Source organism: Bacillus arachidis, from assembly GCF_030285945.1.
Classification (GTDB): domain Bacteria; phylum Bacillota; class Bacilli; order Bacillales; family Bacillaceae_G; genus Bacillus_A; species Bacillus_A arachidis.
Genome location: NZ_CP127376.1, coordinates 358,079 through 370,007 on the forward strand (window position 1 = coordinate 358,079; position 11,929 = coordinate 370,007).

Consider the following 11,929-nt stretch of genomic DNA (forward strand, 5'->3'; position numbering starts at 1 on the left):
AGGAGGAAATAATATGGAAATCGCAATGACAGTTTTAAAGTTTATAGGTGGAGCAATCCCATTAGTTCAAGAACTTCTAAAAACATTTATGTAAATTCATTATTTAGCAATTATCTATAAAATTATCATAGCTTAATACGAACAAGAGGAGGAAATAATATGGAAATCGCAATGACAGTTTTAAAGTTTATAGGTGGAGCAATCCCATTAGTTCAAGAACTTCTAAAAACATTTATGTAAATTCATTATTTAGCAATTATTTATAAAATTATCATACAAATGATCTGTATATCAAAAATAAATTGATATGCAGATCATTTGTGTGAGCAAAGTCCCTTTAGCATGATTAAGGGACTTTTTCAAATCCATCATTGGCAAAATATCAAACAAGAGCGATTAGAATGTCACATTTATGGAAAGCTTATTGCTATTTTCCTATGTTCTTCTACAATGTTTAAGATGCGACAATTGATTTTACAAAAGAAACAAAAGGAATTAAGCGAATATAAAGCCATTGGAATGATACAAGATCATCTATACATCTTGTATCAAGCTATACAACAAAATACTCAAGAAATAACGAAAATCTTGTGCCGTCTATTCAACCCCTTACTGAAAAATGGACGAAAATCTCACCGATATGAGAAAAAAACATTCTTTGATATCCTGGGTGTTATTTATGAGTATAGTGGATTGGAAAAACAAAAGAAAAGGCTACTTTTTCATAAAAAGTAGCCTGAAAAATGATTAATACTTTTCTTTTACAAGTGAGATGAACTGCGCCATTGTTGTGTTAGGACCAACAAAATGACGTTTAATTAAGTATTGTTCGTTCGGTGAGCCTTTTGTAATGTGAGTTCCATGATCTGTCGTTACTGCAAATTGGTAATGTTTCTTTGTTTCTTCCACAGCTGGATCATTATAAGAACCTACTGGATAGGCAAGGGCGATGATTTTTTTGCCTGTAAGATTTTCAATTTTTTCTTTAGATTTACGTAATTCTTCATCATAGTTGTTTGTATAAGCCAACATTGCATGGTTAGCGGTATGAGATTGAATAGAAAAAATACCTGAATCAAGCATTTGTTTTACCTCGTCTGTTGTAAGACGATTTGGTTTATCAATATCATTTGAAACAAGGAATTCTGTTGCCGCTGGTTGGAATCTATCATCTTTTAATTTTTGTAAAATATGAAGAGCATTCATATTATTTTTTCGACCATCATCCATTGTTATAAAGATAGGTTTATTGACACGATTTATGTCACCCCAACGTTCAAACGTTAACATTGTATAACCGTTATCTTTTAAATACTGCATATGCTTTTCAAATTGCTCTGGTGGCACATATAAACCTAAATCGCCATCACTTGGTCCAGGGTATTTCTCAATGGCATGATACATAAGGAAAGGTACATACTGTTGGAATGTAATCGTAGATTTCACTAGAGGAACTTCTGTGTTATCTTCTTTTAATCCCACTGTTTCAATTTGAAATTCCCCGCGTTTTAAATGAAATGATTGTAAATGAAATGGGAGAGCGAAATCACGAGCTTTGTCGTGTGATACAAATGTTTGTTTACTTGCAGGTCCATCAGCTGTACGCCAAATATTGTAGCGCACTGTTTTAAATGAATCTTTTAAGTTTTTAGTGTAGAGTGTGGTGTTTTTTGCGTTGTAATCAAAGGGATCCCACGAAATAAGTCCTTGTGTTACAGGTATTTCTACTGCTTTTGCCTGTACTTCTTGCGTTTCCTTTTGCTTCTTGTAAGTTACTTCTTTTGTCTGCTTCTCACTAATGGTGCTAGTGTTACAACCTACGAGAATAGTAGAAGAAAGTAAAGCAATACGAGCATATTTTTTCATAATATCATCCTTCTATTGTGTTTTTATCGTGCTGTCTCTCATATGTAATCGATTCTTTATCTTTTTTGATTACAAGAGACTATGCATTCAAATATTTCTATTTGAATAATACCCTTGTTCATCATATCACTATGGCATATAGAGGGGAATATCTCTTTTGGGGGAATTCGACAAAGGTGATGTTCATTTACATAGGCTTTGTCTTATGTGAAATTTTTGTGAAGAAAAATAATTGTATGTATATATTACTTGATGAAAAAAGATACCTCCGAAAATAGCTATTTTCGAAGGTATCTTTAAAAACGTTTTTTCTTTTGGGGTTTTGATGTTGGATATTTCTTTCACTATAAACAGACAAAACATATCTTAGTGCCAATACTAGTATATATTTCTTTCTTGATTTACAAAAGAGAAATTGTGCTGAAGAGTGTATGCAATTTTGCATATCGTTACATTATTAGAATCGCTACTTTTGATTAAAAAAAATCACCCCTCTCCCTAATAAAAGGAGAAGGGTGATTCATTATTAAATAAATAATCCAGCAATCGTAGCGGATAAAATAGAAGCAAGTGTTGATGCAAATAACATTTTCCAACCAAACTTAGATACAACGCTTCCTTGTTTTTCAGAAAGGGCACGGATTGTACCAACAATCGCACCAATTTGGCTAATACTTGCGAAGCTAATTAAGAATACAGTAACGATTCCAACTGTACGTGGAGATAACGTTGTAGCAACTTCTTTTAAATCAAGAATAGCTACGAATTCATTTAAAACAATTTTTGTTCCCATGATTCCGCCAGCTGGGATAATATCATGAGCTGGAATACCCATTAGGAATGCAAATGGAGCAAGAATATAACCGAAGATTTGTTGCAGTGTAACAGCATGTCCCATTGCGCCTGAAGCTGCACTAATCACATAGTTTACAACTTCCATAACGCCAATAAATGCAATCATTAAAGCGGCAACGATACCAGCTACTTTTAAACCATCTAATGCACCGTTAATCATTGCACCGATCAAGCTGTCACCGAATAGACTTCTTTCAAATTTTTGAACCGTTTCTTCTTCTTTTTTCGTATCAACTGGTGTTAATAATGAACAAACAATTAAGCTAGAGAATAAGTTCAGTGGGAGTGCTGCTAGTACATATTTCGCATCTAGCATCATCACGTATGAAGCTGTAACAGAAGCTGAAACTGAGCTCATTGCTGAACAGCAAATGATAAACATACGGTTTTTATTAAAGTGTTTTAGGTCATTTTTAATTACGATTAATGCCTCGCTGGAACCGAAGAATACAGAGTTTACTGCATGGAATGATTCAACGCGTGGTAAACCAGTAATTTTGGAAATCGCACCACCGACAACGCGAACGATGAATGGTAAAACGCCTAAATAACTAAAAATAGAAAGAAGTGTTGAGAAAAAGATAATAATTAATAGCACGTTGAAGAAAAAGACAAAGTCTCTTTGAATTCCATTAAATAGGAAGTCAACACCTGTTGTACCAAGCTTAATCAACTTGTTGAAGACTTTACTAATAAAAATGATGATCTCTTGGCCAATTTTTGTGCCAAACATAAACCAACCAATTAAAATCTGGAAACCAATCATAATAGCAATTGCACGGAAGTTGATTTTACTTTTGTTGTTTGACAAAGCAAAACATAAACCTAACACGGCAAGAATACCGATAATGCTTATTACATATTGCATGTAGTAGCCCCTTTCAGAAGTTCGTATAAAGTTTTTACATAAAACGCTCGTTATATAACTAATAAATAAAAGTAGTAGAGGTTTCATGTCATACGTAAGATGTCTGACCTTTTAGAAAAGTGAAAAATAAAAAAAGACCCATATGGATTTACTTTCATCTATGAGAGAAAGCTAATCAATATGAGTCTTTGTATACACAAAAAAGCTAATATTCATTAGTTTCCCCATAGTCCAGCAATTTTCGGTTGCCGGGTAGAAACTCTCGATCCATATTATCGAGTATATATGAGGTAACATCGTCCGTATTAAATTAGTAGTAGCGTAACACTAATAGAGAAGCATCGTCAATAGGTTTTTTTCTTCCAATAGAAAAAGACTATATAAGTATGATAAAATGTAACGCAGTGTTATGAAAAAGAGAGGTCGGAAGATGAGTACTAAAATGAAGCCACCAGTTGAAAAAAACGAGTTTATAGATGTAGTATTTGAAGATTTAACACATGATGGTGCCGGTGTTGCGAAGGTAAAAGGATATCCTATTTTCGTAAAAAACGGATTACCAGGCGAAGAAGCACAAATTAAAATTATTAAAGTAAAGAAGAATTTCGCATTTGGTCGTTTAATGAAGCTTCATACAGAAAGCCCATATCGCAAAGATGCAGAATGCCCAGTATACAACCAATGCGGTGGTTGCCAGCTTCAGCATTTAACATATGAAGGACAACTAAAGGCGAAAGAAAAACAAGTGCGTGACGTGATGCAACGCATCGGCGGACTTCACGATGTACCAGTTCATCCGGTTCTTGGTATGGAAAATCCTTGGGTGTATCGAAATAAAGCACAAGTACCGATTGGAGAACGTGAAGGCGGGCTTGTAGCTGGTTTCTATCGTCAAGGCACGCATGAGATCATTAATATGGAAACATGCTTAATTCAAGCAGAAGAAAACGATACGTTAATTCAAGAAGTAAAACGTATTTGTGAAAAACACGGAATCACAGCGTACAACGAAGAACGTCATAAAGGCACACTTCGTCACGTAATGGCCCGTTACGGACAAGTAACAGGGGAAATTATGCTTGTCTTCATTACACGTACGGCAGAACTTCAAAATAATAAGACAATCATCGAAGAAATTACAGCGAAGTTCCCAAATGTAAAATCAATTGTTCAAAACGTAAACACGAAACGTACAAACGTAATCTTTGGAGACACAACAACAATCCTATACGGATCGGAATATATTTATGACTTTATCGGCGATATTAAATTTGCTATCTCGGCACGTTCTTTCTATCAAGTAAACCCAGAACAAACGAAAGTGCTATATGACAAAGCATTAGAATACGCAAAACTAGCTGGAAATGAAACAGTTATCGACGCATACTGCGGAATCGGATCAATCTCACTATTCCTAGCGCAAAAAGCGAAGAAAGTATATGGCGTTGAAATTGTTCCAGAAGCAATTGAGGATGCAAATCGAAATGCGGCATTAAACAACATGACAAACGCCGAATTTGCAGTAGGGGAAGCAGAAGTAGTTATTCCAAACTGGTATAAAGAAGGTGTAATCGCAGACACAATCGTTGTAGACCCACCGCGTAAAGGCTGCGATGAGTCCTTATTAAACACGATTATTGATATGAAGCCGAAGCGTGTTGTATATGTATCATGTAGCCCGGCGACACTTGCACGTGACTTAAAAGTATTAGAAGAAGGCGGATATAAAACGCAGGAAGTACAACCTGTTGATATGTTCCCGCATACTACTCATGTGGAGTGTGTGGCTTGGCTTAAGTTGGTATAATAGAAAAGCAGTTGATATAGAAAAAATCTATACCATCTGCTTTTTGGCTTATAAAAATACCATTTAGGCCCGATTGTAGTTAAAATAAACATTGCCGATTTTCACAAATTATAAATGTCCATATGTATTTGTGTTTGTGTTTGATAATAAGTTATGAAGTATGATATAAGTGTAACATTTGGCTTTATATTTTTTGACCGAGAGTTTGAAGTTTTGATCATAGTGAGAGGATTTGAGTTTGAAATGATAGATAATTTTTGGCGTGATTTACCACGACCATTTTTTGTACTTGCACCAATGGAAGATGTGACAGATGTTGTTTTTCGTCACGTAGTAAGTGAAGCCGGGCGACCGGATGTCTTTTTCACAGAGTTTACAAACTCGGATAGCTATTGTCATCCAGAGGGTATGAAAAGTGTGCGTGGCCGTTTGATTTTTACAGAAGATGAACAGCCAATGGTGGCACATATTTGGGGGGATAATCCTGAATATTTCCGTCAAATGAGTATTGGCATGGCAGAGCTAGGATTTAAAGGCATCGATATTAATATGGGCTGCCCTGTACCGAATGTGGCATCAAGAGGAAAAGGTAGTGGCCTTATTCTGCGTCCAGACGTTGCGGCAGAACTTATTCAAGCAGCAAAAGCGGGCGGACTGCCTGTCAGTGTGAAAACACGACTTGGCTATAAGGAGTTAAATGAGTGGGAGGCGTGGCTAACGCATATTTTAAAACAGGATATTGCGAACCTTTCTATTCATTTACGTACAAGAGAGGAAATGAGCCAAGTAGATGCGCATTGGGAGCTAATCCCGGAAATCAAAAAATTACGTGACCGTATCGCACCAAATACGCTACTAACAATCAATGGAGACATTCCTGACCGTCAAACTGGGCTGCAACTTGCCCAGCAATATGGTATTGATGGCGTTATGATCGGGCGAGGTATTTTTAAAAATCCTTTTGCTTTTGAAAAAGAGCCAAAAGAGCATAGCAGTAAAGAATACCTTGATCTTTTAAGACTACAGCTGGATCTTCAAGATCAATATGCGGAAGTACTACCACGTTCAATTACAGGGCTTCATCGCTTTTTCAAAATTTATGTAAAAGGATTCCATGGAGCTGCTGAATTAAGAAATCAATTGATGAGTACGAAATCAACAGATGAAGTGCGTGCATTGCTTGATAACTTTGGAAAAGAACAGTGTATTTGAGAAATCAAAGCACTGTTTTTTCTTTTATTTAATGTTAAGAGAGAAACCTTTTTATTAGCATACAACGAACAAGTAAGAGATCCATAGATACAATGGTGGAGAAAAGTTCGAGGGAGACTATAAAACCTATCTTTAAAATGTTAAAGTATTAATTTGGCAGACATTAACTGAAAGGTTATATTAAACATAATAGTTTAAAGCATGTTAGAGGATAAACTTTAACAGCTGTATAAATAATCAATATTTTAGGAGGACTAACAATGGCAATGAGCAACAACGATATATTAAAAAGAGTAAGATATGCTATGGATATAAAAGATATAGATATGGTAGAGATATTTAAACTTGGTGGCATGGAAGTAACGAAAGAAGAAGTAGTTGATATGCTTACAAAAGTAAAGAAAAGTCCACAACATGAAGCTGAAAATGCGGATGTAGTCGAAGATGATTATGTATTAACATGCGATATGATGATGTTAGAATCATTTTTAAATGGCTTTATTACTTTAAAAAGAGGAAAGCAAGATCCGAAACCGGGGCAACCTGCAGGACAAGCAGCACCTTTACAGGGTAATGAGAGTGCCAATAATCTTCTTTTAAAGAAAATGAAAATAGCACTATCATTAACGAGTGAAGATGTACTTGCTATATTAGATAGCGTGGGTGTTAAGGTGACAAAAGGAGAGTTAGGCGCTCTATTAAGAAAGAAAGGCCACAAGAATTACAAAGAGTGTGGTGATAGATACGCAAGGAATTTCTTAAAGGGATTAGCTGTAAAGTATAGAGGATAAGCATTGTAACATTCATGGTAAAGCAGTAAATGATATAATAGGTAGAGTAGGACGTTTATAGCCTACTCTTTTTTATTTGTAAAATAATAAGAACAAATACACTAGGTGATGAAATGATACATACATATATAGGTGAGACGATTAATTTTCATATAAATTATAAGAAGAAAAAATCCGTACGTCTTTATGTAGATTCTTATGGGAATGTTGAAGTGCAAGCTCCGAAAGGGACGCCAGTTGAATATATAATTCAATTGTTAGAGGAGAAATGGGATTGGATTCAGAGAACACGTAAGGAAATGCAGGAGCGAGTGCTTGGACCGCAGGAAAAGGCTTATGATCAAGGAGAGGGTTTTCTGTATTTAGGAAACACATATCCGATACAAATCTCTCAAGATGCAAGTATTGGGCAAGACAATGCAGTGTTTGAAGGTGATAAGCTGCATATATGTGTGAAAGAACTTGAAGATGAGAAAATAAAACAAGCTTTAAAACGGTTTTATTATAAGCAGTGTAAAGCGTTAGTAGAGAAGAGTATTAAATCGTATCAAAGCAACTTTAAAACAAAACCGCGTTCCATCCGTATTTCAGATAGTAACCGTACATGGGGAACTTGTGATTCAAATCTACAGTTAACATTTAATTGGAAGCTGGCAATGGCACCACAGAGGGTGATCGACTATGTAGTCGTTCATGAAATGTGCCATATGGTTCATCTAAATCATGATCGCTCTTTTTGGCGCCTTGTTGGGAAGATAATGCCTGATTATAAGGAGATGGAAAACTGGTTAGCGTTATCAAGTTGGAAGATGACTGTTTAGTGGCGGTTACTATTACTCTGGACATGTAGAGTATATGGCTTAAAATAACGTAGAACCCTAATTTATCCAGCTATTTGCGGGCAGTAATATTTCCGCTTCAAAACTGAGTGAAAGCATCGTCCAGTTCCAGTGGCTAGAATGTTCCGTGGCTTCGCTTCTTCCTGCGAGGTAAAAAACACCTCTACTTCAGAAGCTCCATCCCCTCACATTCTGGACGAGCCACTTCCACTTTTCTTTAAGAAGTTAGGCGGGAGATAAACTGCCCGTAAAAGCCCGATTGGTGAGGGCTAATAATCAGTGGGGGATGAAGAAGACCCCCACTGATTAAAATTTCACTTTATTGTCCAAACTTCACAATAAAATTCTCATCTATTTTCTCCATCTTATACCCACGATACCCCTCCGCAAGTAATGTCTGTTGTTCACTAGTATTATTCATCGGAACGCTTTTAATATCCGTCCAATCTCTTTCCTTATCTTTACGCAACTCCTTTACAAAAACATACCGCATACTACCGCCATACTTCTCCTTCAGCGCCGCAATTTCCATTCCTTGCGCAAATTTATCTTTTAAACTCGGAATGTTAAATGGCGCAACGGTGCAACAAACGTAATCGAATTTACCATCGGCTTGTTGTAACTTTTTCATAATGACTTTCGCTAATATTCTTTGCATGCCATTGCCACGATAGTCAGGGTGGACGTTTGAAATTTCTTGATAGATAACCCGCTCTAATTCTTCATGTGTTAAACCAATATCAAGTCCTAAATGATCCTCATCAATAGGAGGGACTAATAGGGCACGGAATGCGATCAATTGGTCTCCTGCAAAGGCACCTATCATCATGCCATTACTGTTTAATATGTATTGAAATTCTTCTAGTGTCAGAGGCTGCAGACGATCCTTATTTTCTAATGCTTCAATTATGATATCCTGTAATGATAGGATTTCCTCAACGTGATTTAACGATAATGTTGTAACTTGAAAGTTTTGCTCATTTTGTTTTAATGTTCCTTCATAAAGAATATCCATGGTGTAGTCCTCCTTTAGCGAACAACGTCTTGAAAGACAGTTAATTCACGTAATGTATCCTCGTTAACCTCAATACCTAATCCTGGCTTTTGGTTTAAACGAATAAATGGTATGTCGTAAGATAAATCTCCAATGTCTTTCGTGAATTTTAATGGTCCGGTCAGCTCAACACTTGTAATGATTTTTTTAGAGAAGGCAACATGAAATCCTGCAGAAGATGCAACAGATGATTCAACCATGGAACCAACTTGACATTCAATACCTGCCATTTCCGCTTGATGAGCGAGTTTCACAGCGGGGTATATACCGCCGCATTTCATTAGTTTTATATTTACCTTATCGGCTGCTTCCAGTTTAATAATTTGGCGCATTTCACGAGAGCTTTTTAGTCCTTCATCAATCATAAGGGGGATGTCTGTTTTAGAGCGAATATGAGCCATTGCATCAATATCATCTGCTACAACAGGTTGTTCAATCCAGTCGATGTTCAAATGCCCTAATGAACGAAGTGCTGTTAATGTATTTGCGCTATTTTTCCAACCTTGGTTTACATCGACACGAATGGCGATATCATTTCCTACACGCTTACGTACAGCTTCAATTCTTTTTACATCTTCTTTTACATTTGTACCGACCTTCATTTTGAAAGATTGGTAGCCTTTTTGAATCATGGAAGCAGATTCTTCTGCCATATCTTCTGGAGAAGCGATGCTTAAGACATGAGTGACAGGGAATTTTTCATGGTAGCGTCCGCCAATTAGTTGATATACAGGTTGGCCAAGTTTTTTCCCCGTTACATCAAAGCAGGCGATATCAATCGCAGCTTTTGCAGTAGGTACACCGTAAATTGTTTGACTCATGATGTCGTGTATTTTTTCGATATTCATTGGGTTTTTCCCAATTAGTGCTGGAGCCAACGTGTGTTTTAAAACATGGAAAGTACTTTCCCATGACTCACCTGTAACGTGATCATCAGCAACTCCCTCGCCGTAACCGATAATGCCCTCATCTGTTTCCAATTTTACGATAATAGATGGCATATCAGGATAAGAGCCATAGCTAATAACAAATGGGTTACGAAGTGGTAAACGAATTGCATAAATGTGAATAGCTGTAATTTTCATTGTATAATTCACGTCCTTTGTGTCATAGATTTAAAGTTATACGTATTCATAAGGAGTTTAGATAAATGATGAGTGATTTAAAAAGAATTTTCAGAATTTTAATCTTAATTATCTTATTATATTTCAAAAGAAATGAAGGGACAATCTCTTGACATTTAAGTGAATATTCAATATGTTTTTCGAAATAGGATTTTTTATAAACGAAAAACTGCTTCGAATTTAGGAAGGAGACTGGAAGGTTGAAAACTTTAGAGCTACAAGAGCGTTTAACAGAAATTTTTCAGCATTTACACGAAAACCCTGAAGTGAGTTGGAAGGAATATGAGACAACAGCTTATATTACTCAATTTCTAAAAGAAGAAGGAATTTCATATAAAACATTTGATGATTGCCCTGGAGTGATCGCAGAGGTTGGGGATGGGAAGCCAGTTATCGCGATTCGAGCTGATATGGATGCATTGTGGCAAGAAGTAGATGGAGAATTTAAAGCGAATCATTCATGTGGTCACGATGCCCATATGACGATTGCGATGGGGCTTATTTTACAATTGAAAAATGCCAGTTGGAAAAGCGGAACAGTTAGATTTATTTTCCAACCTGCAGAAGAAAAAGGGAACGGCGCTTTAAAAATGGTGGAGAAAGGTGTGGTTGATGACGCTGATTTCTTATTTGGTGTTCATTTACGTCCAATTGAGGAATTACCTTTTAAAAAAGCAGCACCATCTATCCGTCACGGAGCAGCAGGCTTCTTAGAAGCGAATATACATGGGGAGGATGCACATGGGGCACGACCGCATCAAGGTGTGAATGCAATTGATGTCCTTTCTATGATTAATATCGGATTAAAAAATATATGGCTATCTCCGCAAAAATCATATTCTGTCAAAATGACGAAATGCCAAGCTGGTGGCGATAATTTAAATATCATTCCAGGGAATGGACAATTCGGTTTAGATGTAAGAGCTGAGAATAATGCATTGCTCGAGGAGTTAATGAAAAAGATAGAGCATGTCATTCAGTCAGCTGAATCAATGGGAACAAAGATTTCTTACGAATGGGTTGATATTGCGCCTGGGGCACAGGTTTCGGAAGAGGCAGAACAAATCATGCGCAAAGGGATTATTGAAATATATGGGAAAGAAGGTTGTGCACCACCGCTTTATACTACAGGAAGTGATGATTTTCATTATTATACAGTCAAGAGACCGCATTTAAAAGCCGTTATGTTAGGATTAGGAGCAAATTTAAAGCCAGGGTTACATCACCCTTATATGAAATTCGATCATGCTTGCATAATGGATGGAGTAGAAATAATGAAGCAAACTGTGTTGGAAGTTTTAAACTAGTATTGTTTTTATTTTTTACATTTGAATCAATTTCATAATTGATCCTTTGCCTTGTTAGAGGACAAAAATTCAAATCGATAGAAATACAAACTAGCACAAATAGTTCCCGGTATTTCTATGAGAAAATTTTTTGAGTATAAGAATAACATTATAATTTCTTTACTTTATCGCGCTATCCCTACTTCAATGAGGAGGTAGGGATAGCC

Annotated in this window: 9 protein-coding genes, 1 pseudogene and 1 riboswitch; of the genes and pseudogenes, 6 read left to right on the plus strand and 4 right to left on the minus strand. The window is 36.3% G+C overall.

Translation table 11 applies throughout. The features are described 5' to 3' along the window. Window positions 1–336: 336 nt before the first annotated feature. A pseudogene (locus tag QRY57_RS03570) lies at window positions 337–735 on the plus strand (IS4 family transposase); the annotation flags it as partial. 12 nt (window positions 736–747) lie between these two features. Here the strand turns inward: QRY57_RS03570 and QRY57_RS03575 are convergent. Next, the gene (locus QRY57_RS03575; protein ID WP_286016667.1) at window positions 748–1,866 is read right to left on the minus strand and encodes a polysaccharide deacetylase family protein; all 1,119 of its coding nucleotides are present in this window, start codon (window positions 1,864–1,866) and stop codon (window positions 748–750) included. A gap of 526 nt (window positions 1,867–2,392) precedes the next feature. Next, window positions 2,393–3,589, minus strand: a complete 1,197-nt coding sequence (locus QRY57_RS03580) for a NupC/NupG family nucleoside CNT transporter (RefSeq protein WP_286016668.1) — start codon at window positions 3,587–3,589, stop codon at window positions 2,393–2,395. Between the two features lie 207 nt (window positions 3,590–3,796). Then, a riboswitch (purine riboswitch) is annotated at window positions 3,797–3,898 on the minus strand. Window positions 3,899–4,019: 121 nt separating this feature from the next. Here QRY57_RS03580 and rlmD point away from each other — a divergent pair. From rlmD to QRY57_RS03600, 4 genes are all read left to right on the plus strand, one after another. Beyond that, on the plus strand, window positions 4,020–5,396 hold the full coding sequence (rlmD, locus tag QRY57_RS03585; RefSeq protein ID WP_286016669.1) for a 23S rRNA (uracil(1939)-C(5))-methyltransferase RlmD: 1,377 nt from the start codon (window positions 4,020–4,022) through the stop codon (window positions 5,394–5,396). A gap of 243 nt (window positions 5,397–5,639) precedes the next feature. Continuing rightward, the gene (locus QRY57_RS03590) at window positions 5,640–6,608 is read left to right on the plus strand and encodes a tRNA dihydrouridine synthase (RefSeq protein WP_026592612.1); all 969 of its coding nucleotides are present in this window, start codon (window positions 5,640–5,642) and stop codon (window positions 6,606–6,608) included. Window positions 6,609–6,868: 260 nt separating this feature from the next. Beyond that, window positions 6,869–7,399, plus strand: a complete 531-nt coding sequence (locus QRY57_RS03595; protein ID WP_026592611.1) for a YehS family protein — start codon at window positions 6,869–6,871, stop codon at window positions 7,397–7,399. 113 nt (window positions 7,400–7,512) lie between these two features. Next, window positions 7,513–8,220 carry a M48 family metallopeptidase gene (locus tag QRY57_RS03600; RefSeq protein WP_286016670.1) on the plus strand — a complete coding sequence of 236 codons (708 nt, stop codon included), beginning with the start codon at window positions 7,513–7,515 and terminating at the stop codon, window positions 8,218–8,220. Window positions 8,221–8,557: 337 nt separating this feature from the next. On the opposite strand, the gene QRY57_RS03605 is transcribed toward QRY57_RS03600, so the two are convergent. Continuing rightward, window positions 8,558–9,253: an N-acetyltransferase gene (locus tag QRY57_RS03605; protein WP_286016671.1), complete on the minus strand. Its 696-nt coding sequence runs from the start codon at window positions 9,251–9,253 to the stop codon at window positions 8,558–8,560. A gap of 14 nt (window positions 9,254–9,267) precedes the next feature. Further along, the gene (locus QRY57_RS03610) at window positions 9,268–10,377 is read right to left on the minus strand and encodes a mandelate racemase/muconate lactonizing enzyme family protein (RefSeq protein WP_286016672.1); all 1,110 of its coding nucleotides are present in this window, start codon (window positions 10,375–10,377) and stop codon (window positions 9,268–9,270) included. Window positions 10,378–10,616: 239 nt separating this feature from the next. On the opposite strand from QRY57_RS03610, the gene QRY57_RS03615 reads away from it, so the two are divergent. Further along, window positions 10,617–11,723 carry a M20 peptidase aminoacylase family protein gene (locus QRY57_RS03615; RefSeq protein WP_286016673.1) on the plus strand — a complete coding sequence of 369 codons (1,107 nt, stop codon included), beginning with the start codon at window positions 10,617–10,619 and terminating at the stop codon, window positions 11,721–11,723. The last annotated feature ends 206 nt before the right edge of the window (window positions 11,724–11,929 follow it).